The sequence below is a fragment of the Pumilibacter intestinalis genome (genome assembly GCF_943193005.1).
Taxonomy (GTDB): Bacteria; Bacillota; Clostridia; order Christensenellales; family Pumilibacteraceae; genus Pumilibacter; species Pumilibacter intestinalis.
In genome coordinates this window covers 43,679-69,755 of sequence record NZ_CALPCH010000003.1, presented here as the reverse complement: position 1 = coordinate 69,755, position 26,077 = coordinate 43,679, and the positions used below count along the sequence as shown (strand labels likewise).

General features: G+C 49.1%; 15 protein-coding genes. 5 read left to right on the top strand and 10 right to left on the bottom strand.

What is annotated here, in order from left to right:
- Positions 1–9: 9 nt before the first annotated feature.
- From NFR55_RS02155 to NFR55_RS02110, 10 genes are read right to left on the bottom strand one after another with little or no spacing between them, the layout of a single operon-like run.
- Positions 10–1,356 carry a glycoside hydrolase family 32 protein gene (locus NFR55_RS02155; RefSeq protein WP_251545775.1) on the bottom strand — a complete coding sequence of 449 codons (1,347 nt, stop codon included), beginning with the start codon at positions 1,354–1,356 and terminating at the stop codon, positions 10–12.
- Positions 1,357–1,382: 26 nt separating this feature from the next.
- Positions 1,383–3,917: a DUF4097 family beta strand repeat-containing protein gene (locus tag NFR55_RS02150; protein ID WP_251545774.1), complete on the bottom strand. Its 2,535-nt coding sequence runs from the start codon at positions 3,915–3,917 to the stop codon at positions 1,383–1,385.
- 26 nt (positions 3,918–3,943) lie between these two features.
- Positions 3,944–6,493: a hypothetical protein gene (locus NFR55_RS02145; RefSeq protein WP_251545773.1), complete on the bottom strand. Its 2,550-nt coding sequence runs from the start codon at positions 6,491–6,493 to the stop codon at positions 3,944–3,946.
- A 13-nt stretch (positions 6,494–6,506) separates the two neighbouring features.
- Positions 6,507–9,032 carry a glycoside hydrolase family 32 protein gene (locus tag NFR55_RS02140; protein ID WP_251545772.1) on the bottom strand — a complete coding sequence of 842 codons (2,526 nt, stop codon included), beginning with the start codon at positions 9,030–9,032 and terminating at the stop codon, positions 6,507–6,509.
- A gap of 19 nt (positions 9,033–9,051) precedes the next feature.
- Entirely contained in the window at positions 9,052–9,963 is a 912-nt protein-coding gene (locus tag NFR55_RS02135) for a carbohydrate ABC transporter permease (RefSeq protein ID WP_251545771.1), read from the bottom strand.
- 1 nt (position 9,964) lies between these two features.
- Positions 9,965–10,936, bottom strand: a complete 972-nt coding sequence (locus NFR55_RS02130; protein ID WP_251545770.1) for a carbohydrate ABC transporter permease — start codon at positions 10,934–10,936, stop codon at positions 9,965–9,967.
- A 17-nt stretch (positions 10,937–10,953) separates the two neighbouring features.
- A complete protein-coding gene (locus NFR55_RS02125) occupies positions 10,954–12,291 on the bottom strand; it encodes an ABC transporter substrate-binding protein (protein ID WP_251545768.1) in 1,338 nt (445 codons plus the stop codon).
- A gap of 30 nt (positions 12,292–12,321) precedes the next feature.
- The gene (locus tag NFR55_RS02120; RefSeq protein WP_251545766.1) at positions 12,322–13,290 is read right to left on the bottom strand and encodes a LacI family DNA-binding transcriptional regulator; all 969 of its coding nucleotides are present in this window, start codon (positions 13,288–13,290) and stop codon (positions 12,322–12,324) included.
- The gene (locus tag NFR55_RS02115; protein WP_251545764.1) at positions 13,291–16,929 is read right to left on the bottom strand and encodes a glycoside hydrolase family 32 protein; all 3,639 of its coding nucleotides are present in this window, start codon (positions 16,927–16,929) and stop codon (positions 13,291–13,293) included.
- Between the two features lie 30 nt (positions 16,930–16,959).
- The gene (locus NFR55_RS02110) at positions 16,960–17,868 is read right to left on the bottom strand and encodes a carbohydrate kinase family protein (RefSeq protein WP_251545762.1); all 909 of its coding nucleotides are present in this window, start codon (positions 17,866–17,868) and stop codon (positions 16,960–16,962) included.
- 236 nt (positions 17,869–18,104) lie between these two features.
- On the opposite strand from NFR55_RS02110, the gene NFR55_RS10490 reads away from it, so the two are divergent.
- The 5 genes from NFR55_RS10490 to NFR55_RS02090 all read left to right on the top strand — a co-directional run bounded on the left by NFR55_RS10490 (position 18,105) and on the right by NFR55_RS02090 (position 26,077).
- Entirely contained in the window at positions 18,105–18,233 is a 129-nt protein-coding gene (locus tag NFR55_RS10490) for a hypothetical protein (RefSeq protein ID WP_275556900.1), read from the top strand.
- 688 nt (positions 18,234–18,921) lie between these two features.
- Positions 18,922–19,833 (top strand): ParB/RepB/Spo0J family partition protein, encoded by a 912-nt coding sequence (locus NFR55_RS02105; protein WP_251545760.1) that lies wholly within the window; start codon positions 18,922–18,924, stop codon positions 19,831–19,833.
- A gap of 2,729 nt (positions 19,834–22,562) precedes the next feature.
- Positions 22,563–23,519, top strand: a complete 957-nt coding sequence (locus tag NFR55_RS02100; RefSeq protein ID WP_251545758.1) for an alpha/beta hydrolase — start codon at positions 22,563–22,565, stop codon at positions 23,517–23,519.
- Positions 23,503–24,402: a heparan-alpha-glucosaminide N-acetyltransferase domain-containing protein gene (locus tag NFR55_RS02095; protein ID WP_251545756.1), complete on the top strand. Its 900-nt coding sequence runs from the start codon at positions 23,503–23,505 to the stop codon at positions 24,400–24,402. Before NFR55_RS02100 ends, NFR55_RS02095 begins: the two co-directional genes overlap by 17 nt.
- Positions 24,403–24,415: 13 nt before the next feature.
- Positions 24,416–26,077 (top strand): class I adenylate-forming enzyme family protein, encoded by a 1,662-nt coding sequence (locus NFR55_RS02090; RefSeq protein WP_251545754.1) that lies wholly within the window; start codon positions 24,416–24,418, stop codon positions 26,075–26,077.

The following is a 26,077-nucleotide window of genomic DNA, read 5'->3' as shown; positions in this document are numbered from 1 at the left end:
TACGGTTAACTATTTTGCGATTTCGTAGCGGCTGTAGGCGCAACCGCCGCAATCGATTTCCAGCTCGAGTCCGTCAGCGGAAGGGTCGGGATACAGCGTGGAAGAGAGAGCTTTGCCGTTCACGAAAATTTCCACCGAAAACTTATCGAAAACGATTTCCACGGTATCAGTTTCCGCGCGGCGGTAGGGCATGCGGCGAATGCCGGCAAGCGAATCGTCGTCTTCCTCCACCCCCACAATGCGCTCGCCCGCACGCGAGCGGTCGAATATCCACTCGTCGCCAAAGAGAGTAAAGCTCGCGTAGTTATCGCCCGATTTGCGCATTTTCAAATCGAACGCTCGCAAATCTTTTATTTCCAAGCGAACGGCTCCCACGGAAATATTGTCGGTCAGCTTCTTGTTTACCGACTTTTCGCATACCTTTTTTGCTTTGTATACGGGCGTTTGTATGAGTTCGTCGCCCTCCCTGCTCAGTCGGCGCGGCACGGTAAGCATGCCCGCAAAACCGTACTTTGCGCAAGGATAGTTTCTGTCCCACATGCCCATCCAACCTATCATAACGGGTTCTTCGGCAAAAGTCTGCGAAGCGTAGAAATCAAACCCGTAATCTATGATTTGCCGCTTGCCGTTCGGCACAAACGGATTTTGGAAATCGAACGAGCCGAATTGCGCAAACGAACTGTGGATATTCAGATGAGTATTACCCTCGCGCGGCTGAAACTGCTCGCTGTAGGTCAGTAGTCCGAGTTGTGTGCAATAATCGGGGCACTCTATCATCTTGCCGCCGCTGTCGGTTTCGGTGACGTCGCGCACGAACTCCCAATCGAACAAATCGCAGGATTTATATAAAAGTATTCTGCCCCCGCCCCCGCGCCGTTTGGCGGCTACCAAACAGTAAAACGCGTCGTTTGCTCGCACCACTTTGGGGTCGCGGAAACTCCACGGGCAGTACTCTGCGGGCAAATCTTCTTCGCCTATCACAATGCCGTGCTTAAAAAAGTGTATGCCGTCTTCCGACGAAGCAAGAGCTTGCAACTGCCGTTCGCTCACGCCGCCGTCGTTTTTCTTGAAACTCGTATACATAAGCCACAGCTTTCCGTTGTGCACTATCGCGCTTCCCGAAAAGCAGCCGTCGTCTTGCTCGTCGGGTCGGATTGCAACGGGCAAACGCTCCCAATTCGTCAAGTCCTTGCTTTTCACGTGTCCCCAGTGCATGGGTCCCCAATAAGTAGCCTCCGCGTAATACTGATAAAACGCGTGATATTCGCCGTTGAATTTAACGAGTCCGTTGGGGTCGTTAATCCACCCGTTGCCGCCCGTGATATGATATGCCGGTCTGATTTGTTCCTGTGCCATAACTGTGTAAGTCCTTTTTTTGTGTTTTATATATTATTGTTTGCCTCGTCGCGTTCGGCTTTAGTGAGCGCACTCCCGAGTACGGCATTTTGCGGAGCTTCCGCGAGGTTAACGCGGAAATCGTCCATAACGATACAGCCGTAATCTTTCGTCGCGTTGTCTACGATTTCGAAATAGCACGAGATTTCCTCGCCGTTGTCGAACTCGTAATAATACTGCACCATTACCGTATTTTGAGTATAAGCGTTATTGCGGAAAGTAGCCAAAAGTTTTCCGCCCGCAGTATATACGTTGATATACACTTCCCTATTGTGCGCCGCGCCGAAACGGAAAGAAACGATACCGTTTTTTTGAAGAATGAACGCGCTCGAACGAATTACGCCCGTTCCGCCCTCTTTGTTTCCGTTATACTCAAACGTAAACAAGTAATCGCCGTCTTTCGTTTCTTCGTTGGTTTGATAATAGTCTTTTGCTTCTTCGGTATTCGTAACTCCGCCGAGCGCGTTGTCGGCGGGCGCAGTCCACCCGTCGAGATTGCCCGTTTCGAAACTGCCGTTTACCACCGTTTTGTATTCGTTCAAACGATTTTGAGCCGCCGCGCTTTCTTCGGGCTCTTCGTCGAGATTTACCTTGAAACCGTCGGCGGTAAAGCAACCCCAACCCGAAACAGCTACGTCAACCACGCGGAAATAACAAAGCGTTTCTTTTTCAAGCTCGGTCACGGTATAGTGATACCGCACAAGGCAACCTTGTTTATTCTCAACCGCGTTATCGTTACGGAATACGGCTATTACCGTACCGCTTTCGGCGTTAACGAGTTCTACGTACACGTTGCGATTTGCGCCGCCGAGCATGAACGAAACCGACTTGTTGTTTTTGAGCACAAACATATTGCTTGTAAGCGTGCCCATGTTGCCCTCACGATTGATTTCATGCCCCTCGTCGGCTTCGCCTTTTTTGTTTCCTTCCCAACTCCACCAAGAGAACAGTTTTTCGCCCTCTTGACCGTAAGCGCGGTCGGTTACGGCTTCACCGTCGCCGTCGTTCCAATAGCTTTTATCCGAAGTAACCGCTCCGATTTCGCCGCCCGAAATAAACCAGCCCGCCATGTCGTTTTTAAACCCGCCGTTATAAATATCGTAAATAGTTGCGGGGCGGTCGGTTATATCTACCGCGGGCGTAAACTCGCCCTCGGGTTCATTCTCGTAATACGTAACGAACGAGTCGCAGAACAGTACGCCGTAGTCCGAGCTTGCCATGTCTATTACGCGGATATATGCGGTCTTGCCCGCCGCCGCTTGGGGTAAAACGGCTTTGTAGGCGATTAGCGTGCAACCGCATTTAACCCCGTCCGTAGTTGTTGCCGCCCACGCGCTGTTGCCGTAACGCGCGAGTATCGCGCCGTCGGCGGTATCCACTATATCAACGAATATATCGTGCTTTGCGCCGCCGAGTTTGAACGTGATTACTCTGTTTTGCGCAATCTTAAACGGCGAACTTTCGAGCGTGCCTATATTGCGTTCGAACTTATCTTCTGGCTCGTACGCCGAGAAAAACTTGCCGTCGGCGTTAAACGAGTACCCCGCGCCGTCGTTTTCGTTGGTCCAATACGCCGTAGCCTCGCTGATATTTCCGATTTCGCCCGTTTTGGTCCAGCCGTTTAAGCCGTTGTCGAAACCGCCGTTTTCCACTCGATACGCCGCAGAGTTTATTACGTTCACTTTGTACGCGTAAGTCAAACTGCCGCCTTCGTATTCGGCGGTTACGTTAAGCGTAATAAGAGCGGGCGTATCCGTATAGCTATCGTTGTTTGTAAGCGTATACTCGTCGCCTTGCACCTCTTGCGAATTTACGGCATACGAGGTGATAAGCTCCGGGCGTTCTATGTTTTCCGCCAAATTTACGATGAGGTCACCGTTGTAAAAATCGTGCGTTTCGCTTATTTCCACCTCGGGATTTTTAACCGACGGAACTATCGGAACTATTATTTGCTCTTCGCTTACGGTAACCGTAAACGTAATTTCGATATCGCCGCATGAAACCGTTACGCTCGCCGTGCCGTGCGTCGCCGCCTTTACTGTAACGGTGTCTCCGCTAATCGAAACCGCGGCAACGTTCGGCTCGCTCGAATTTACCGTAACGGTATTGCCGTGCGTGGTAATATATTCCGAAACGGTAATCGTTTTCGCATCGTCGCCCACCGTGAAAGCGAGCGGGATTCCGTCCTTTATCTTTACCGCCGCCTTTCTGCGCGTTTCGGCGGTAATCGTCAAGTCGCCGTTTACGGTAATTACGTTGCCGTCTAAGGCGTGTTCTCCCTCGATAATCCAGCGCACGAACTCGAAATCCGCATTTTCGGGCGTAAAGGTTTGGGGCAACGTAAACGTGCCGCCTTTATCCACCTTGCTCTCTTGCCCGTTTACAGTCACGGTGCACGTTTCGGGCGGCGGCGGAGCGATTTCCTTCGACTCGTCGTCGCACGCCGCGGCAAACGCGACTGCCGAAAACACCGCAACAAGGCAGAGCGCGAGGCTCAAAATCTTACAAAATCCTTTCTTCATTTTCCTTTCCTCCCTGTATTTTGATTTTAATTTACTCTGTTTACAGCCGTTACCCACGGAATGTTAAACGGCTTTGCCACGCCGTCGGCGGAAGTGGCGGCGTTAAGCTCCACGGTGTCGAACATATTCGCCACGTCGGGCGCGGTTTCGTAATATGTTATTATCTCGTCGAAGAACGCCACGCCCCAACCCTCTTCGCCGTCGTTGAACGGTCGGTCGCAAATTTCTATATAAAGCTTTTGCCCCACGTATTGGCTCAAATCGGCTGCATACGTTGTCATTGTAGCAAGGCGGCAGCCGCTTTCCACCTTGGGGAAATTCACGTCGGCAAACTCCGTGTTGGCGTAGCGGGCAATCAACTCTCCGTCGGCTTTATACACTTTGAGTTCGGCTGTTTTGCCTCCCATCTTGAAGCTTATATGACCGCTTCCGCCCAAAGTGAATTCTTCGGAACGAAGCGTGTACGAAGCATTCTCATCGGAGTTTGCGAGCCAACCGTCGAAATGATAAGTACCGCTCTTATTGTAGGTAATCTTCTCGCCCCAAAAAGTTACCGCGTCGGATAGCGGGTTGGGGTTAACCGTTCCGCTCGTAACCGTCCAGCCCCTCAAATCGCCCGTTTCGAAATCGCCGTTAAGTATTTGATATTCGTCGTTTTCGCCGAGTATTTCGTCGCCGTCGGGCTTTATGTTCACAGCCTCGAACGCGGCGGCGGGCACTTGCTCGGCGGTTTCGTAATACGTAATGAAACTGTCTGCCGTAACGAGTCCCCAGTTGGAAACCGCGTTGTCCACGATTTGCAATTTTATTTTTGCGCCGAGTTCTATACCGAGCTTTGTTAAATCCGCTTTGTATTGCACCATGTTAGCCAAAAAGCTGTTCACGTTCAAGCCCGCAGTGCCGTTGTCGGCAAATTTGCCGTTGGCAAACCTGGCAAGCTCGTTGTCTTGTTCGTCGAGCACCGAAATATACACTTTTTTGGGATTTGCGCCGCCGCCCATGCGGAAGGAAATCACGCCCGTGCCGCCGAGCTCGAACAAATCGCTTGTGAGCGTGCCCGTGCCGCCCTCGTGCGCTATGCCCGTAAACAGGTACGTGCCTTTCTTGTTATACGGGTAGTTTTCGTTCCACCACCCGTAATCCGAAGAAACCACGCCTATCTCGCCATTCATAGTCCAACCCGTCAAGTCGCCCGTTTCGAACGTGCCGTTTTTGAGTTGGTACGGGCTATCGGGCTCTATGTCTATATCGTCGGGATTTTTTTTGGCTTCGAACGCAACGCTCGTGTACCATTGCGGCTTGCTTTCCCAATAGGTTTGCACGCTGTCGAGCGTTATGCAGTCCTCGTCGGCGGTAGAGGTGTTTTCGTCCACCGCCTCTATAAACATGGTTTTGCCGAGATATGCCGAAAAGTCGGCGTAATACTGCACGAGATTGAGTATGCGCATTCCGTTTTGAACGTACGGGAATTGATAGTTCCAAAACTTGAAATTCGAGAAACGCGCAACCTCTTCCGCCCTGTCGCCGTTCTTTACCATAAAGCGCAGGTATGTGCGCGAGTTGTCGCGGCATCCGCCCAGCTTGTAGCTTATGTATCCGCTTCCGCCGAGCACGAATTCGCTCGAACGCATTACTCCCGTTTCGGCGGGTTTGTAAAAGCCGTAGTGATAGTTGCCGTCGCGGCGGTACGGAATGTTTTCGTTCCACCAATACGCGTTTGAGTTTACGCCGCTGTTGGAAAACGCCTGACCGCTAACCACCGTCCAACCTGCGAGCGAGCCCGTTTCGAACCCGCCGTTCTTTATTTCGTATATGCTCGGAGCTTCCGCGTCGGCAAAATAGTCGCGGGTCTTTTCGAAATACGCTCCCTCGGTCTGCGCGTCGGAGTCGCCCACTCTTATATCGTCTACGCTGATGTATCCGTAGTAAACGTGGGTGTCGTTATCCACTATGCGCATATACATTTCTTTGCCTACGTACTCCGACAAATCCGCAGTGTAGCGGTAAAAGTTATCCGTACAGCAAGTGCCGTTTTCGTAGTCCTCCACGCTCACGTAATCTTCGGTGTGTTCGAAAAAGTACGTGTTTGTGAATTTGTGAACGAGTTTATCGTCTTGTGCGGTATATACTCCCACATAGCAAATTTTTTCTTTGCTCTTGAGCGGCGCGTTTTCGCCTTTGCGCGTAACCAAAGCTCCGCCCGCTATCTTTACCGACACCGTGCCGTCGCCGTCTAATATAAAATTGTTGGAGCGAATACTGCCCGTATATCCGTGACTGCGGCTGTTGTCGTACCCCTTGCCGCTCAGATACCAGTTGCCCGTTTGATTTACGGGTATTTGCTTATGCGCCGAGTCGTAAGCGAACGAGAAAGTTTTGCGCGACGACACGCTGTCGTCGTTAAACGCCTCTCCGCTCTCAACCGTCCAACCGCTCAAATCGGCGGTTTCGAATCCGCCGTTGAGCACTTGCACGGGAAGCGCGCGCGGCTCGTCCGCTTGTTCGCAAGCGGCGAACGCAAACGCCGAAACCGCTATGAGTGCCGCAAGCAATACTTTGCAAATTGTTCTACGCATCGTATTCCCCCTCCTAAACCTTATCCGCCAGGTTGCCGGTGTTTCCGTAGTACGGCGGCGTTATGCTCCCGTCTTTCGAGTACGCGCTTTTCATTTGCGTTATCTTGAATTTCTTTATCACCATGCCCGCGTTTTCGTCGAACAGTCTTATATAGTCCGAATCGCCGTAATGCGGATAAATTCGCATGGTTGCGCTCACCGTGCCGTTTATATACACTTCGAGCATGGAGCGGTCCAAAAGCACCGTTATATCGAACTCGCGCCTATCTCCGAAAGCCCAATCGTGCAACGACTGCGTATCCACGCCGGGGCGCAAAGTAGACTGCAATCTGTCAAGCGATACTTTGCCGTTCGAAAAAGTTATGAACGTGCGCTCCGTTCCCTCGAGCGAAGTATTGAGATTGTATCTCACTCCGATTTTAGCCGCGTAATTGTCGGCAGAGGGCGCGAGCGTAACGGTTGCGTCGATTTTTATGGTATCGCCGCGTATCTCTCCTATTTCGGAATTTATCTGCGCCGCAGTCGTGCCCGCGCCGCTGTATTCGTATTCCACCTTGCCGTACAAACTCTCTATTTCTTTTATCGGCTCGCGTATCACCTCGTTGCCGTCGTCCGAAAGCCAAAGCTCGAGCGGGAAAGAAAAGTTGTGCGCCCAACCCGCGTAATAGTTGAGTCCCGTGCCCGCGTATTTGCCCTGCGCAATGGAATACAGCACCGTGCGCCCCTGCTCGTAAGTCATGCCCGCTTCCTTTTGCTCGTCGGTTAAAAAGCAGTATCCGTTCTGACCCGTAAACGTAGCCGTGCCTATATCGAAAAGTCGCGGCTCGTGACTGTCGGGAATAAATCGGCAAGTCTGCTTGTTGAACGTGCCTATCCAATAATAACATTCCACAAGCGGAGCGTTTTCGCCGCGGGCGTACTGCGGGCAGTCGAACAGTATGTATTTGGTGGTTTTGCCGTCTTTGGTGGATATGGGCAACATCACAACGCACTCCCAGTGCTCGCCCGCTATATCGTATTCGGGATAGGGGCACTCGTACAAGTATCCGTGATGAGTCCACTCGTGCATGTTCTGCGAGGTGTACACGTTAGCCGTGCCGCCCGCACCCGGCACGGACGAAGACACGAGCATAAAATACTGACTCGTTTCGTCGTCGTACCAAACAAAGGGGTCGCGGAACTGTTCGCGCTCGCCCATGGAGTTGTCGTTGGGTTGGGTTATGGTGAGCGTATCCTCCACAATCCACTCGGTAAGGTCGGGGTCGTCGGGGTCTGCCGCATGAGCAAACGCCACGTTTTGCCCGCCGTGATTGGGATTACCGTACAAATTCGTTCCCGCCGTAATCGCAAGCCAGGGCGTTCCGTCCGGACCTATGCACGCGCCGCCCGTCCATACTCCTTCGGGGCATATGTCTTTGGTGGGCACAACGGCGTCTTTCACGTATTTCCAATGTATCATATCGTCGCTTACTATGTGTCCCCACCGAATTTGCGCCCAATACGGTCCGGATGGATTGCACTGATAAAACACGTGGTATCTTCCCTTATAGTAAAAGGGCGAGTGCGGCTCGTTCATCCACACCGCGGGCGGTATCGCGTGATACTGCGGGCGGTATCTGTCGCCCTCGTATACCGACGAATCGAGCGCGATTTGGCTGTAATCGAGCGCGGGAGCTTCGCCGCCTGCGGCGCACTCCTCGAATAATCCGCGCACCTGTTTGGGCGTAAGACTCTCGCCGTATATCGCAACCTCGTCGAGTAGCCCCGAAGGCATTTGCCGCTTTACCGAAAATTCGGTTACGGGCGCACAGTAAGCTCCCACGTAAAGAGCTTCCGAGCTCTCTATGATTTCGGTGTTAACAAGCTCGGGTATTATATCCTCGTAAGCCTTTTCGCCGTTATAAAACAGCGCGATATATCCCGTGTCGCCGTTATACACAGCCGCAATGTGCGACCACGCGTACAGCGGCAACGCGTTTACGGGGTCGTAGAAAGCGACAACGAAATTCGTATCGGTGTCGGAGTTGTGAAGCGCGAGTTGCAAGCCCCACATGCCCAGTCTGCCGTAGCCGAGCAAAAATCCCTGCCCCATCTCTATGTTGCCTTTGTTTATCACAGAGGTGAGTCGCGGTTGCCCTTTCGCTTCGGATTGGTCGTTATAGTTGGGTAAATTCTCGAACACGCGCGGAGCTATCCAGGCGGAAAGAGTAATCGCCGTTTCGGGCGTGGCAAAGTCGCCGTTTTCCACATAGGTGGAAAATCCGTCCATATAAAGGCATTTGCCTTTCGCGCCGTTTTTGGTAAGCGGCTCGGTTGGCTCTTTCACCAAATACTCGGCGTTTTCGGCGGAAAACACATAACGCACCGCGTCCGCTTTCCCGCTCGCTTCGTTTAAGGTTTGCAAGCCGCTTACGTCTTCGAACGCGTACTTTGCCAAAAGAGTGCTCGCCTCCGCCTCGTCGCAACCCGACAAGCCGAAGCCCGCCACAGCCACTATCGCCGCCAACAAAAACGCTCCTAACTTTCCTGATTTTTTCATACTGCCTCCCGCCGCTTATCTACATTTTTAGTCCGGCAGAACCGAAGCCCTGCACTATGTACTTTTGAGCGGCTACGTATATCACGAAAATGGGTATGCTCGTAACTACGAGCGACGCCATGATTTCACCCGTGGTAACGCCCTCTATGTTTTGTATTGTCTGCAAAACCGCCTGAATGGGCATCATATCGGGATAAGGCGTAAGGAGCATCATGGGCCAAAGATAATCGTTCCACACTCCTATAAAGCAGAACACCGCCACGGTTGCCACTATGGGCTTGCTCAAAGGCAGTATTATGCTGAAAAATATTTTCAGTCTGCCCGCACCGTCTATTCTCGCCGCTTCCTCGTATCCGCTCGGTATGCCTTGAAAGAACTGAATAAACAAAAATATGTTGAATATGCTTATGCAAGACGGCAACACCACGCCGAGCACGGTTGCGCGGTCGCTCAAACCCAAAAGCTCGGTAACAACCATATACATGGGTATTATGGAGGTTTCCACTGGCACTATTATGAGAAAGAGAATAATAAAGGTAAAGAACTTTTTGCCGGGGAAACGGAACTTGGATATCGCGTAACCCGCAAGTCCGTTAACCAACACGTTGCACACTATGGCTATCGCCGCGTATATAAGGCTGTTAAGCGCGTTTTGCCAAATGCCGTAGTCGGTAAACACTTTTGCGTAGTTTCCGAAAAAGGTGCTCAAATTGTGAAAGTCGGGCAAGAACATCGCTATGCCCGTTGCTCTGTCGGCGGCAAGCTGACTTTTGGTCGACACCGCGAGCATGTATATTACGGGCAAAATGAATATAAGCGAAAACACCGCGCCGCACACATACCACACCGCCGTTATCGTTTTCTTTTTAACGGGAGCGGCGTGTTTGGCTGTTGCCACAACTCCGCCAAACGCGCAAATTTCGTTTCTCATATCAGTCCTCCTTCAAAAATTTGCGCTGCAACAGCGTTATGCAACCTATAACCACGGTCATCATGAGAGCCACCGCCGACGATAGCCCCACGAGTTTGGAACCGTAGCCGAGTTGATACATGTAGTAGCTGAGAGTAACCGTATGCAGTTTGTAGTCGGTCATCAACATGGGCTGTATCATTACCCTGCACGCGCCCACAAACACCGTAATCGTAATATACAAGAGCGTGGAGCGCAGTCCGGGGAGAGTAATGTGCAAAAATTTCTTCCAGGCGTTCGCGCCGTCCAAACTCGCCGCCTCGTATAAGTCGTCGCGTATGTTGGTAAGTCCCGAACTGAATATGAGCATTTGATATCCGCAACCCTGCCACGCGCTCATAAGCACAATCCACAGCATAGCCGTGTCCTCTTGAGCCAAAAAGTCTATAGGCCCTATTCCGAACATAGCCAAAAAGGAATTGAGCATGCCCGAGCCGTTGGGGGCTAAAATCTGCACCCACAAAAACGACGTTACGGTAAGCGAAATCACCACGGGAGTGAAGAAACAAACTTTGAATATCTTCACGCCCTTTTTCTTGCGGTTGGTGAAAAGCGCGAGCACGAGCGCAAGCCCTATTTGAAGCGGCACTACGCACACCACGAATATAGCGGTGTTTATTATCGCGTGATACAGTTCGCCCTTTACGCTTATCTCCCTAAACAGCTCGACGAAATTATCCCAGCCCACAAAGTTTATATCGTTGGGGTAATACATGTGAAAGTCGGTAAACGCATACCCGAGCGAATAAACTATGGGTAACACTACGAATATGAACGCAAGCATAACCGCGGGCAAAAGCATCAAATACGCCGAGCCGTACTCTCTTATTCGGTATATCTCTTTACTTTTCTTTGCCTTTATCACGTCTGCTACGGCAACCGTTCCGAATGCCGCCGCCATTGCGATAAAGACAAGCAATGCGCCTAAAAACATCTTTTCCCCTCTCCGATTTAACGGTCGTTACGGTTTATCTTGGTTTGCAAAGAGGTGGTATGCTCGTTGAGCACCGCGTCCACTCCGCCCGTGCGCAAGCCCGTTATAATGAGGTTGAATTCGGTGGAGAAATCGGCGTACGCCGCCATGGAGGGACGGGCTTTACCCGAGTTTACGAGCTGATTGTACAGCACTCCCTCGGGCGAGGTTGCCTCGTAGTTTTTGTTTATAGTGCTCTTTGCCGCTATCATGCCCGTTGCGTTGGTTATGGTGGTTGCGCTCGAGTCGCTCGTCATCCACTTGATAAGCTCCAAAGCCGCTTCTTTGTTGCGTATGCCGTTGTTGGTTATGCCGAAACTCCAACTTCCCGTAGCCGATACCGCGGGGCTTCCGTCTTTGTGCGGATACGGGAGTATTCCCCAGCCGCCCGCAAAGTTCGCGCTGTACTGCTCCTTTATATCGGGAATGGTCCAGCCCGAAGAAAGATACATGCCCACGGTGTTTTTGGTGAGGAACTCCGTGCCGCTTATCTGATAGTTGGTGTAGCCGCTGTCTATGCAGTCTTTTATAAACTGAAAGCCCTCTTTGGTCTGCGCGCTGTTGAGATATCCGTTGGCGGTTTTGCCGTCTTTGGAAACGTACTCGCCGCCCGCCGCGTTGCCGAGCGGATAGAGTAGATAAGTGCACGTTTCGCCGCCCGCCGCAAGTTGCATATCCACCGCGGTTTTGCCCGCGTTTTTGAGTCTTTCGCACACGTTCTTAAACTGCTCGAAAGTCCAGCCGTTGGTTTTGTAGCCGTTCAATTCGTTTTCGGTTATTCCCGCGGCTTTCATAACGTCAAGATTGTAGTAAAAGCCCGCGCTCGATTCCTGTATGGGCAATCCGTATACTTTGTCGTTAAACCTATTTATCGATTCGCCTATGAAATCGTCGGTGTAATCGCCGAGCGCACTCGTCATATCGTACAAAATGCCGCTCTTTGCGTAACCCGCGCACTTGGGCGCGTCGAACGATATTATATCGTACAGCTTGCCGCCGCCCTGCCTGTAAAGGTTGGATATGGTTGCCTCGTATTGGTCCACGCCCGAGGTTTGAGCAACAAAGGTAATTTGAGCCTTGATTTTCTTGCTCTTGTATTCGGCGTTGAACTCGTCAACGCACTTTTGATACGCTTTGCCCTCTTTGGTGGATGAGTCTTTGTGCACCATAATGGTTACGAGCGTGTTGCCGTATTTGTCCGTTCTGCTCTCGAGCTCTTCGCTCTTGCCGCCGCCTCCGCATGCCGCCAAACTTATAACGCAGCAAAGGCATGCAATAAGCGCCGCCGCTTTCGTAAAAAGACCTTTTGTTTTCATTTTATTTGCCTCCTGTTTTGTTTTTGATTTTTATTTTGTTGTGTTGCCTATTATCAGCGAGCTTTCGTGCACCGTGCGCGCGGCAACGGTTTTGCCGTTTATGCGCTCCATGAGAATTTTCACCGCCGACTTTGCCATTTGCTCTATGGGCTGTTGAACGCAAGTCATGCTAAGCCCGCTCCACTGCGTAAAGCTGCCGTCGTAAGCTATCATCTGCAAGTTTTCGGGTATACTTTTGCCCGCTTGCACCGCGGCTTTATACGCGCACTGCGCAGTGCTGTAACCCGACGCAAACACTCCGTCCAAATCGGCGAAACTCTCGAAAAACTTATCGGCGAGTTTGGTTTCGTCGCCGTGCACCGCAACTTCGTTCACTATATACTCGGTCATGCCGTGCTCCCGCATTGCGTCGCGATACGCCTTTTCGCGCAACAGCACTTCGGACTCTACGAGCGGCTTTGTGCCTATGTACCCTATCTTTTTACAGCCGCGCTCTATGAGATACTCTATTGCGCGTTTTGTCGCCTCGTAGTTGTCGCTCGTAATGTACGGCACGTTTTCGGATAAATGCCTGTCTACCGACACTATGGGATAACTGTCGAACCGCTCGGACGCGTGATTGTGATGAGTCACGAATATCGCGCCGTCCACCTCTCTGCGCCCTATTCTGTCGAGTATCTTGTTTTCCCTTTCGGCGTGTTGCTGTGAAGCAACCAAAAGCGTGGAATAACCGAATTTGTCAGCCTCTTGGTCAACGCAATCTATAAACTGCGCGAAAAACGGGTGATTTACTACCGGCACCATAAGCGCGATTACGCCGTTTTTTTGCTCGCGCAGTCTTTTCGCCATGCTGTTGGGCTTGTAGTTAAGCTCTCGCATAGCTCGCATTACGGCTTGTTGCTTATCGTCTTTTACCGATTTTCCGCCGTTGAGCACCCGCGACACCGTTCCTATGCCCACTCCCGCGCACTTTGCCACGTCGGATATTGTAGCCGCCATTTATTTGTTCTCCTTTACGCTTTCTTTTACGCTAACGCCTTTCTTCTTGCGCATAAACATTATTACCGTTACCGCCGCCGCTCCTACCGCAAGCACTATGCCTACGCTAAGCCCGACTATAAGCCCTATGTTTGCGCCGCCGTCCGCCGCGCTTTCCGTAGCCGTTTTATGCGGCACTTCGAGCACGGTAACGGTCACGCTCTGCGAGTCGTTTATTTGCACGGTGTTTTCACCCTCGACTAAAGCCTCGGGACTGATTATAAGCATGTAATTCGCGATTTTGTACAAGCTCGGGTCTATCTCCTCGCCGTTCACTTTCACGTAGTCAACTTTGCTGTTGCCCAGCCACAAAGTCGCGCTTATGCCCGAGTCCACGGCGATTGCTTCGAGCTCGGTTCGAGGAACGCTCGGCACGTTCACGCTCACCGTAAACGTGTACGCAGAGCCGTAAATAATAAACGTGTAGTTGCCCGCCTGCGGCAGTAATTCCATATAACTCCGCTTGATTGTTACCTCGCGCCCCGAACACTCGTACTGCCCCGAAGAAAGCGCGGCGTTGCCGAGAGTTACGTTTATTATCTCCAGCACTTTTTGCTCAACGCCGCTCTTTATAACCATGTTGCCGCTTCCCGAGTAGTCGTGCTCGCTCTTTTGCACCGTTACCGACGAAAACGCCGCTTTGGTCGCGCATACGTTTAAGCCGAACTTGCCGTTTAAGGGGTCGTTTTCGCGTATATCGCAGTCTATAAGTTTATTGCCGTTGAGATAAACTTTTACGTTCCTGCCCTTCGTTTCGGCGGTAAGCACGAGATTTCTTATATCAGGCTCGCCCGCAGGCACGTTGCCGAGTTCGCCGTTTTGCGACCACAGCTTGACTATTTTGGAGTTGTTGTCGTAGTTTGCTATCAAATAGCTTGAAAGTTTTCCGTTCTCCGCCGCGGCTCTGAACACGAGCGCGGCAGCCGCTCCGCTCCCCAAATCGAAAGATGCGGAATACGTAAAGTCGCCGCCGCTCTCCGAGGCGAGAATAAACCCGTCGCCGCCCGTCTGCTCGCCTATAAGCGCGTTGCCGCTGTAATACCAATTGCCCGAAACAATGCCGTCGGATACGAAAGTGAAATCGCCTTCTACTCTGCCGCTGTGCACGGTAACGGATATCGTTCTGCTGCTTGCTCCCGCACTGACTTTTATTTGCGCCTCGCCCGCTTTCAAGCCGGTTATGCGCGCGCCCGTAGCGGTAGGCTCAACCCTTACTATATCCGCGCCTTCCGTAACCTCGTAGCTTATATCTTTGCCCTGCGCATACGCCGTTATAGTTTGAGTCTGCCCGAGTTCCGCGCCCAAATCGATTTGAGCTGACGAGAGATTTATGAGCGTTTCTTCGCTCTCCGTCCGCCATACGGACGCAATCTCGTTTACGGCCACAGTTGCGCTCGCCGCGTCGTCCGCCGTAAACGCAGCCCTCACGGAATACGGCGACGCAAACGTGAGAATATAAAACGGTACGGTGAAACCGTCGCAATATACTTCCACTCCGCCGTTGTCGCTGAGAATGTAAAAGTCAAGCAAAGTATTGTCTTTGCCCATGCCCGAAGCATACTTGCAAGCATAGTTGGGTTGGGGGAAATTTATTCCCGCGTCCTCGGTGTGCGTGCGGTCCACATAATACCCGTCTTGCGCGTTCCACCCGATTTCGGTATAATGTGCGCCGTTTTCGCTTCCGTTTATTCTGAAATATACGGGATTGCGGTCCGCGTTTGGCACGGTTGCGGTTATCTCGAAACTGTGGCTTTTGATTTCCTCTAAGCCGTTAAGTTGCTTTTTTTCAAAGTTTTCGTCGTTTACGGTTATGGGCGTGGAGGTGAGCGCGTATTTTGCACCCTGCTTTTTAAGTCCGTAAATTACGGGTATGGTCATGCCGCCGCCGTTCCACACTTTACGCGCAGTTTGCAATACTCCGCTTTCTATCGACGCGTCCGCGTTGGGAACGCCCGAAAACCAGCTTACTCCCACCGCTTTGCCCTTGTACGCGCTGTTCGAGCTTTCGTCTATATAGAAAGTCTGCCCCGCATACGAGTCTACGCCGTAATCCATGACTTGCAGATATTCGCCGTTAGTATCCAATCTATTTATTGCGGCGTTAGTTTCGGGGTCTTTCATAACTATGTTGCCGCCCTCGTAAGCGAGATTGCACACAACGTAGTAGCGCGAGGTAAACGTAATTACGGTATGTTGCTCTCCGCCGTCCGCACCGAGCGTAAACACGTCGGGGCATTCGGGACGGTAAACGAAATAACTGCCCGCATGTTCCCACTCAACCATGTTTCTCGACTTGAGGAAAAACAGCGTGTTGTCTTCCATATCGGTGAGCACCATTCCCCACCTGTATCCGTCCGCAATGCCCGTTATGCCCGAAATATCGAACACTTTGGGGTCGCGCCACGAGCCGCCGACAACGGGTGCGCCGTTCAAATCCTTTGAAACGGTGCTGGGAATATTGTTGCGCTTATTCCATGATAAGCCGCCGTCGGTACTGTACATCACTATCTGATGACGGTTACCGCCGTTGTCGAATCGAGTGTAAAAGCCTATAAGTCCGAGCGGCTCGCCGTCGGCTTTATCGGCGGTTTCGCCGAACCATTTGTACTCGTTGTCTATCTTGTCGCTGTCGCCTTTACGATACACGCGGGCAGACCCCGACCACATCGCGCCTATGCCGTAGTCCGTTGCGCCCTCGGTCGAAAGGTCTCTGTCGGGAACGAGCGCGATAGGCAAAAGCTCCCAATGCACGAGGTCGCTGCTGCGCGCGTGCCCCCAATGCATTGCGTCCCAAGTGTTTCCGTAGGGATTGTGCTGAAAATACAAGTGATAGTATCCGTTGTAATATACGAGTCCGTTGGGGTCGTTGTTCCAATGCGCGAATTGCGAAAAATGAAATTGATTGCGGTAGAATTCCCCGTAATATCCGTAGTCGGTTTCGCCGATAAGCGTATCGGCAAAATACACTTTCGCGTTAAAACAGTTGTAACCCAAAAATCCGCCCTCGTATTTTATGGGCGTTTTGTCGTCGTCCCCGAGCGTAAAGCCGTTAATATTTATAACCTCGGCTTCCTCGCTTCCGTTTTTATACGCAAACCTCCGTATGCCGTCGGCATAAAACTCGGCTGTGCCGTCCGCGTTTACGGCTACTTTCAAATAAACTTTATCTATATTAGCGGTGCGGCTTTGAACGTAGTTGCGTTCGCCCTCGTTCATAATCGCACTGCCCACGTAATATTCTTCTTTAAGTACCTCTACTTTTCGGTTTTCCGCCATATCGTAGAAATACATTAGTTTTACCATATTAGCCGCTCTGTCTACGTTGAAAACAAAGCAACTGTCGTTCTCTTTGCCGCCGAAAACAAGTCCCGCCGCATTGCCGTTCTCGAAATGAGCTACCGAAACAAACGCGAAACTTTCGCCCGCGCCGTAACTCTCCGCCGAAAAAGCAAACTCGTCGCCCGCTCCTTCCAAAGAAACCTGCGCGGCATGCACCGTTTTATTAAGTCCACCCCCCCCCGCAACGGTTAGGGAAATCGCGCACAACGCCAGCAAGATTATTATGTAATACAAACTCGACTTTTTGACTTTTGCCTTCATTTTCCACCTCGATATACAAATTCCGAATGCTTATTCCGCTCTCATCTTTTTCATTGCGTCGGCTTTGTCGGGCAACCCCTCGATTGCGCCTTTGCAAAGCGTATTCAATGCTCCGCACACGTTGGCAAAACCGAAAATTTCATTGAGTTTTTGTTTCGTCCAATTCTCTTTGCGCAGTCCGTCGAGTCCGCTGAGCACTCCGCCGTAAAACGCGTCGCCCGCTCCCGTGGTATCTACCGGCATTACCCTAACCGACGGCACGGTTTCGCTCTCGCCGCCGTATCTCCACATACTGCCTTTGCCGCCCAAACTTACGCACACGAGTTTGTCGGTTAAGCTCTCAACGTATTCCCAACCGAAAATCTCCGCTTCGTCTTCCGAAAATTTGAGAATATCGGCATATTTCATAACCTGTTTGTATATCTTCACCGCGCTTTCCGTATCGCGATAAATATCCGAACGAAAGTTCACGTCGAAACTTACGAGCTTGCCCTCTTTTCGCGCTCGCTCGCAAAGTTCCGAAGCGGCTTTGCGCCCCGCTTCCTCCGACAACATCAACGACCCGATATGCACAATATCGGACTTTTTCAACATTTCGTCGCTTACCTGCGGCAACAAATAATCCGCCGTATTCTTGCGGTAAAAACTGAAAGAGCGTTCTCCGTCGGCGTTTATATCCACAAACGCAAGAGTGGTATTTGCACTGTTATTCTTATCTATAATCGTATAATCGAAACCGCGCCCGCGAGCGAAACCAATCAAGTACTCGCCTATAACGTCATCTCCCACCGCACCGACAAAACCCACGGCAGACCCGAGCTTTTTTGCGGCGCACGCCACGTTAAAAGGCGCACCGCCGGCTTTGCGTTCATAGCAAAACGCATTGCCGTTATTGCTTCCTATCATATCCGCCAAAATTTCACCGACGCAGAGTATCATTAAAAGTTCCTCATCGATATCAGATTTTTCGCTTTAACGCCAATCGCACGCACGACTTAAATGCAACTACTCATTAAGTGCACGCCGCCGCGCCCCGAATGCAACCACTCCTTTAGTGCTCGTAGCCGCGCTCCTGTGCGATTTGGAATCGATTCCAACTAAAACAATAGTATCACACATTTTTCATCTTGTCAAGACTTTGCGCAAAAATTTTTTCATAATTTTTCAAATTCGAAATGTACTATAGACTAATAGAGTACGTATCGGTAAGCGGCTTATCGAAAGTTGCGAGTGCCGAATACACAATAGATTTGCTCTATAAAAACAATCTTAAAAGCGATTTTAAGAAATCGCAAACTCTATGAGCTATTCCCCCCCCCTGGGTTGCCGTGAAAGAAGCTGTTTTTTGTTCCCGCATAATTTCTTTTTACTTCTCATGCAACTTTTTTGTTTATACCGAATACCCGCTTTAGAAAAAGTTACAAAAATCATGCTTGAATTGCATAATATTGCGCATATGCGACGATATTGCACAATTTTATGCAATATCGTTTTTGCCGCCGATTTTTGCAACTTTTCTTACTATTTCCGCTTCCTTGTCATTGCGAGCGAGCAACGCGAGCAGTCCAATCTCCTACATGGAACTTGTAAACTCTCTTAGCTCAATCTCCTCGCGTTCTCCGTCATTGCGAGGGCGTTTACGCCCGCGGCAATCCCCTACATGGAACTTGTAAACTCTCTTAGCTCAATCTCCTCGCGTTCTCCGTCATTGCGAGGGCGTTTACGCCCGCGGCAATCCCCTACATGGAACTTGTAAATCTCTATAAACATTTCCAAATTGCCATTATTTTCCTTTTATCCTTATATTCCCTCCTCTCTTTACTCATCACACATCTTCCACATACCGCCTACGCGTTCTCACCCCTTTACACACCACTGAATCAACCCTACGCTTAGTTATGATATAATAACTATATATTCACTGTATCGCAATTTCTTGACTGTTGCGGTAAAATATTGTATAATAGTGGCAACAAACTTAAGGAGTACATTATGGCAGTGAAGAAAGGCGGTCTCGGCCGCGGATTGAGCGCGTTATTATCGGGCGCGGAAGAAGAATATGAGGGTGCATACGGCGAAACCGAGAGCGGCGAGAAGACCGAAGCGGGCAACACTCCGGTTGAAATCAGCTTGAGCTTGATTGACCCAAATGTAAACCAGCCCCGCAAAACGTTTGACGAAGCGGCAATGAACGAACTTGCCAATTCCATACGCATACACGGCGTGATATCCCCCATTATTTTGGTTCCCAACGGAAACCGTTATATGATTATCGCGGGCGAACGCAGATATCGTGCGGCGAAGAAAGCGGGACTCATGAGCATTCCCGGCATCGTTCGTAACTATACGCAACAGCAGGTAAAGGAAATTTCGCTCATAGAGAACTTACAGCGCGAGGACCTTAATCCCATAGAAACCGCCAACGCTATCAAACAGCTTATGGAGGAATACAAATACACGCAAGAAGAGGTTGCCGACCGCATAGGCAAGAGCCGCCCCGCAATTGCGAATACGTTGCGACTCCTCACTCTAAGCCAAGCCGTGATTGATTTGGTTGCCGAAGGGCGTTTAAGTCCGGGACACGCGCGTTGCCTTGTAGTAGTTGAAAATCCCGAGGCACAACTCAAGCTCGCGCAAAACGGTATTGACAACAAAGTATCGGTGCGCGAATTCGAGAAAATGGTTAAAGCGTTCCTTACGCCTAAACAGGAAAAACCCAAGCAAGAGCAAAGCATAGAGCTTAAAGACCTTATCGGCAGAATGCAACGCACGTTCGCCACCAAAGTGTCCGCTTTGGGTAACGACCGCCGCGGAAGGATATATATCGATTATTACAACCGCGACGACCTCGACCGCATAGTAGAACTTATAGAGCGACTCGAGAAAGACAAAGCGCAAGACTAAACCGCCACATAACGCAATAAAAATGTTCCACGTGTAACAACGTGGGACTTTTTTTTATTGCTTAAAGTACGCGCAATTAGTTTAGATAGCGTTAGACAGCAATTGCCCATATATAGGTTGAAACAATAATTATAGCAGAAGATATTATACGATTGCCATTGTTTCTATAAGCTCAAGTATTCAACAGCAATATTCATATTCGGTAATAACCATATACAAGACTATTAAAGGAACTATTTGAATATGCCCGTAAAAGCCACCGCTCATTAGGCTTTATTTGAGATTGTGGCAATATGGGTTTACTCATAGCAGTAGCCAATGCAAGCAATCGAATATAGGCGGTTGACGAAGGCATACCGTAATAGGACAAGCCTCAATAAGCGGCTTTTTGCCCAAAAATTTGCCCTGCGCATGCCAAAAATAGGGCAAATTTGCCGTTTGAAATTGTTTGGAAATGTTTCACGTTAAACATGTGAAACATTGCTAATTTCCGTGAAACATTTTTTAACGGCGCAAATATATATGTTTTTATCGCTTTTTCGGTTAGCAATTGTTTAACGTGAAACTCTATTATATAATTATGTTTAATTGCAACGCGGGTTAATGCGCAATAGCTTTTATATTACGGAATACAAACAATTCTCGCATAGATAAGAACTACATTCAAAAACCAACTCCTGAACACAATAGTGCAGTAAGTTAATACTTAATCGTATCAGACGCCGCAATACAGCGTAAAGCACTTGGGCAATAGAACATTCGCAAATTATTACATGTTCTCACGCGTAGATTAGTTTAAGGCAAAATATACAACGCACCGTAAACTTTCTAAGCTCTTGCGGTTTTGCCGCCATTATAACTATTTGCTATAAATAGAGCAATGCATGTTAAAAGAATACTGCTGATTGTTATTGCATATAAGTTAACGATATCCGCAAAATAGATTACTTTTTACTTGTGGCGTATATCAACCATATAATACCATAATAGCATTTTGCCACGACCCGACAAAGAGTATTGCTCGCACCGTAACTTGTATTTTACATGCTATACGATTTGTATAATAAATATGAAATGAGTGAATTTGTAGTAAGCAAAAAACCTATTCAATAAACCTATAGCCATATAATCTCAAATCGAATAAGCGTAGATTTAATTTCTGTAGAAAAGCAAAAAATTTGTTTAATGTGAAACATTTTTCGACAAAAAGCACCTTAATATCTTTCCGATACGTAGATATAGTTATTATATAATAACTATATGGCACATGTAGGCTTATTTTTAGTGGACAATTCTACACATGCGATAAATATTGTTATTATTTAGTAACTCGCTATTTCTATTATGTTTTATGCTCGAGTTCCAAACATTGCGTTTGTCGGCTTTGGGGCTTTTAATGTGAAAACCGAATACAAGTTCTATACTGTTGAGCAAGCCATTTGTTTGTGCTTCATATAATAAAAGCTCAAACACCACTAAAAGTTTGCTAAGCCAACTGTCCCTGCGTTCGGAGAATATATTTGTTATGCTTTTACAATTATTTCTATTTGCCTTAATGCCAACAAGTTACACTTTTTATTAGATGGATTAATTCGGTAAAAATTCGGTAAAAATGTTGCAAATAATGTAAACTCGCATATTTGGCATTTTTTGGTAAAATACGCTCATTTTAGCGTTATGATTTAATAACTAAATTCAGAATGACCGATTTTTGCCCCGACCGAAAACTTGTCCGTTTTATAAGAAAACGCCATATTTAGACACGGGGACGCATAGTATTTGCATTTTGTGCATTTCCTTACTATTTTGAGGGGGCACGTGATAATTAAATGATTTGGCGAAAGGCTAACTACTATGTCATTGCGAGGAGCGTAGCGACGAAGCAATCTCAGACACGAGGACGGTGTAGTTGCTGTACTTGCTCCATGCAGGGGATTGCCACGGGCATAAATGCCCTCGCAATGACGGAAAAAAGAAAGTGCGCTCGCAATGACGGAAAAGAGAAAGTGCGCTCGCAATGACGAGGAGCGTTTACAGTGTCATTGCGAGGAGCGTAGCGACGAAGCAATCTCAGACATGAGGACGGTGTAGTTGCCGTACTTGCTCCATGCAGGGGATTGCCACGGGCATAAATGCCCTCGCAATGACAGTGTAATACTTGTTCCATGCAAGGGATTGCCGCGGGCATAAATGCCCTCGCAATGACAGATATGTTGAATATTAGATTTTGCGAGCAACTTGTTATTAAATGGTAACTATAATATTGCATGATGGGAGAATTTCGGCGGTATTTCTCGGTTTTGAAACTTTTTGTATATTTTTGACAGGTTCTAGAGCATAATAACAATATTATACAATTACCCCATGAAAAACGCATGTATTTTGTATTGCGGGTTTTCGATTGTGTAAAAAATTCAGAGCAGAATAAAATTGTAATTTGTATTTTTAGTAGGCAAGGCGTAAAATTCATACAAACACGTTGGCGGGATAGCAAAAGCCGCAAAATCGTACTGAAATCGAGTTGTGCACACTTATGCACAAAGTTATCCACAAAGTTGTCTACTTATCCACATTTGGGGCGAGTTTATTCACACACGATATCTTTTGTAAATTCGTTGTGTTTTTCCGGCGTTTCGTGATATAATAGCTGTAAGTAAAAATTCGTTCTCACAAAACGGGATTACGGCGAATACTTTGGTAACGTAGCCACAGTAAAAGGAGGTGAGGAGTTGCTGCCGCTCTTAATAATCGCGCTTGCGCTTGCCGTTACGGGACTGATTGCGGAATTTGCAAGCAACTATCACACTCAAGTGCGCTTGATACGAAAATTCTTTCGCATAAAAGACGTCGCAATAAACGAATACATAAAACAAACCGCGCTCAACAACAATATAGATTATATGAGCGCGTTCCCGGGCGGAACGCTGGATATTTACTCCTCAAACTCCGCAACCGAGCCGCAACCCGTATTATTGTGGGTGCACGGTGGCGGATACGTGGGCGGCGACAAAACTTGCATTGTTCCGTGGGCGCACGAAACCGCGGCAAAACTGAAAATCGCCGTAATCAGTATGAATTATTGTCTTGCGCCCGAGCATCATTATCCCGTGCCGCTCCTGCAAATTTGCGAAGCTCTGCGATTTTTGAAAAATCACGAAAGCGAGTACAACCTCGACACAGCACGTATTTTTATAGGCGGCGACAGCGCGGGCGCACAGCTTACGGCACAATTCGCCGCGCTGGTTTGCAACAAAGAATTACAAACCCGCATGAAAATTACGCCGCCGATTAGCGCGAACGACCTGCGCGGCATACTGCTTTGTTGCGGATTTTACAATATGGACACCGTAATGAAATCGCATTTTCCCGCAATGAAAACATTTTTATGGGCGTACACCAACAAAAAGAAAATAGGAAATTTCGATAAAAAAGACGATATGAGCGCAATCAAATACGTAAATTCGGACTTTTGCAACGTGTATCTCACATGCGGCAACGCCGACCCGTTCATAGACCAAGCGCACGAAATGTCGGAAATTTTACGAGCGGCAAACATATCGCGCGAAATATATCTTCCCGCGCCCAAAGGCAAAAAACTCGGTCATGAATATCAATTCGACACAACCACGGAAGAAGGCAAAATTGCACTCGACAAGGCGGTGAATTTCATTGCGGCAAGATTGTAAAAACAATATAAACCCCGAAATTGCGGACAAGCAAATACGCCCCAAACCGCTGTTTTCGGTGCAAGCTCCGCGCATACACGGACTGGATTTATTGCGCGGAATATGTATACTTTTAATGGTTCTCGACCATATTTCTTACGACTTTTTCGCTCTGATACCCGGCGGCTGGGGATACGATTTTCACAATTCCGCGCCCGCCTGGATAGTGGCGTTAAGCGATTTTTCGCGCGAGTGGTGGCACAGTTCTTTCAGAATGGCGTCGCGCCTAACCGTTATTTGCATGTTTTTCGCGATAAGCGGAATAAGCACGTCGTTTTCCAAAAACAACTTTTTGCGCGGCTTCAAACTCGCGCTCGCATCTATGATTTTAACGATTTTCACCACGCAGGCGGACAAGCTGTTTAACCTCGGCGTGAGCATACTTTTCGGTGTTTTGCACTGCATGACGGTAGCTATTTTGCTTACCGCAACTCTCGAATTACTGCTCAAAGACAAGGCGAAATACGCCTGTTTGGGATTGGGAATGCTGTTCTTCATATGGGGTTTGAGCTTCAATTTCTTGATGACTCATAGCGGCGGAGGGCAACTTTTTCGCGACGAAATCGGCTTAATCGAATACCTCGAGCTAATGATAGGCTCGCGCTGGTACGGAGCGGATTGGTTCGGCATTATGCCGTGGGCGGGCATATTTTTGATAGGGGTATACGGCGGCAAAGAGCTGTATAAATACCGCGTTTCTTACCTGCCCGTATTGGGCGCAAAGCCATTCAAACCCCTGTGTTTCGTGGGCAGAAAGGCGATATGGTTTTACCTGTTGCACCAGCCCGTAATAATGGGTATCGTTGCGCTTATATGCGCATTTTACGGAATTTCAATACTTTGAAAAGGATTTAATCATGACCGAAAACGAGCTGTTTATAAACAAAGGACTGCAATTCGAAAACGCCGTTTCGCTGTATTCGCCCGTGCGAAAAACGGCGGAACTGTTTCCCAAACACACCGCTTTGCGCTTTATGGGCAAAAACATAAGCTATGCCTCGCTCGACAAAAAAGTGACAAAACTTGCGGTAAATTTACTAAAGCTCGGACTCGAAAAAGGCGAGGCGGTCACCTTTGCTTTGCCCAATATTCCCGAAAGCGTATACCTGCTTTACGCGGCGGCTCACTCGGGTTTGAAATGTTCTCCTTTGCACCCTCTTTCCACTCCCGAAGCAGTATGTTCGGCAATGAAAAAATCGGGGAGCAGAATAGCGTTTGTGCTCTCCGATAACGCGCAAAAAATAGCCGAAAAGTGCGATTTTGCAAAAATAATAGCCGTAAACCCCGCAAATTCGCTTATTTTGGGCAAACGCTTGTATTCGATAAAAAATCCGCAGCCGCGTGAGGGCGGGAATTTACACCGCTTTTCTTCGTTCGAAAAACAACCCGAAAGCATAGTTTTGCCGCAAAAATCGATAAGCTGTCCCGCATGCGAAAACACCGACGTTTTGTTGCAATCGGGCGGCACTACGGGCACTCCCAAAGTGATTGGATTGAGCGCGAATTCGATAAACAATCTTGCCAAAAAGGGACTTTGGATACTCGGCATAGAAAAGGGGACGGATAGCGGAATGCTTAGCGTTTTGCCGGTATTTCACGGCTTCGGGCTTGCAATGGGAGTGCACGCAATGCTGTGCCACGGCGGCAAAAACGTGCTGTTTCCCAAGTTCCGCAGAGCGTCGGCGATAAAGGAAATCAAGCGCGGAAACGTGCAGTTCGTAATAGGAGTGCCGAGGCTGTACGAAGCCCTCTTATCGCACCCCGATTTCAACGGCAAAATGCTTCGTTCGCTTTCCGTCGCGTTCGTCGGCGGCGATTTCGTTCCGCGCACTCTGCTCGAAAGTTTCGACCGTCACATAAAAAAGAACGGCGGCACGTGCCGATTGTTCGAGGGGTACGGACTTACCGAAACGGTAACGGTTTGTTCGGTAAACACATATAAAGACAACCGCGGCGAAACCGTGGGCAAACCGCTTTTGGGCTTGGAGATAGAAGCGTTTGATTTCTCGGCAGAGCCGCCCGCGCCGTTGCCGCGCGGCGAAAAGGGCGAGCTTTCGGTTTCGGGCGACACTCTCATGGAAGAATACGTTGCCGACGCCGACGCAACCGAAAAGGTGTTTTTCACTCACGGCGGCAAAAAGTTCGTTAAAACAGGCGACTGCGGATACGTAGACTCCGACGGTTTCGTTCATTTCGTATCGCGCTACAAGCGCATTATAAAAGTTAAAGGCATACCGGTGTATCCCATGGAAATAGAACAGCTTGTTTGCGCCATGCCCGAAATAAGAGGAGCTTGCGCCGTGCCGCTCTCAAATAACGGCGGCGAACAAAAGATAATACTTTTCGCAGAGAGCGACAACCCCGCGCTCGGCGAGCAAATTCGCTCGAACATACGCGAAAAAATTTCGGTGTACGCCGAGCCGCACGATATAGTTTTCGTTAAAGAATTTCCGCGCACCGACGTTAGCAAAATAGACACCAAAATACTGCTCGCAAACTACTCAAACAAAAAGATTTAA

Bases quoted from the DNA above. Each gene is read 5' to 3' on its own strand.
- NFR55_RS02110 (WP_251545762.1), bottom strand. From the start codon at position 17,868: ATGATACTCTGCGTCGGTGAAATTTTGGCGGATATGATAGGAAGCAAT.
- NFR55_RS10490 (WP_275556900.1), top strand. From the start codon at position 18,105: ATGTACTATAGACTAATAGAGTACGTATCGGTAAGCGGCTTATCGAAA.
- NFR55_RS02115 (WP_251545764.1), bottom strand. From the start codon at position 16,929: ATGAAGGCAAAAGTCAAAAAGTCGAGTTTGTATTACATAATAATCTTG.
- NFR55_RS02090 (WP_251545754.1), top strand. From the start codon at position 24,416: ATGACCGAAAACGAGCTGTTTATAAACAAAGGACTGCAATTCGAAAAC.
- NFR55_RS02135 (WP_251545771.1), bottom strand. From the start codon at position 9,963: ATGAGAAACGAAATTTGCGCGTTTGGCGGAGTTGTGGCAACAGCCAAA.
- NFR55_RS02130 (WP_251545770.1), bottom strand. From the start codon at position 10,936: ATGTTTTTAGGCGCATTGCTTGTCTTTATCGCAATGGCGGCGGCATTC.
- NFR55_RS02150 (WP_251545774.1), bottom strand. From the start codon at position 3,917: ATGAAGAAAGGATTTTGTAAGATTTTGAGCCTCGCGCTCTGCCTTGTT.
- NFR55_RS02125 (WP_251545768.1), bottom strand. From the start codon at position 12,291: ATGAAAACAAAAGGTCTTTTTACGAAAGCGGCGGCGCTTATTGCATGC.
- NFR55_RS02120 (WP_251545766.1), bottom strand. From the start codon at position 13,290: ATGGCGGCTACAATATCCGACGTGGCAAAGTGCGCGGGAGTGGGCATA.
- NFR55_RS02140 (WP_251545772.1), bottom strand. From the start codon at position 9,032: ATGAAAAAATCAGGAAAGTTAGGAGCGTTTTTGTTGGCGGCGATAGTG.
- NFR55_RS02105 (WP_251545760.1), top strand. From the start codon at position 18,922: ATGGCAGTGAAGAAAGGCGGTCTCGGCCGCGGATTGAGCGCGTTATTA.
- NFR55_RS02155 (WP_251545775.1), bottom strand. From the start codon at position 1,356: ATGGCACAGGAACAAATCAGACCGGCATATCATATCACGGGCGGCAAC.
- NFR55_RS02145 (WP_251545773.1), bottom strand. From the start codon at position 6,493: ATGCGTAGAACAATTTGCAAAGTATTGCTTGCGGCACTCATAGCGGTT.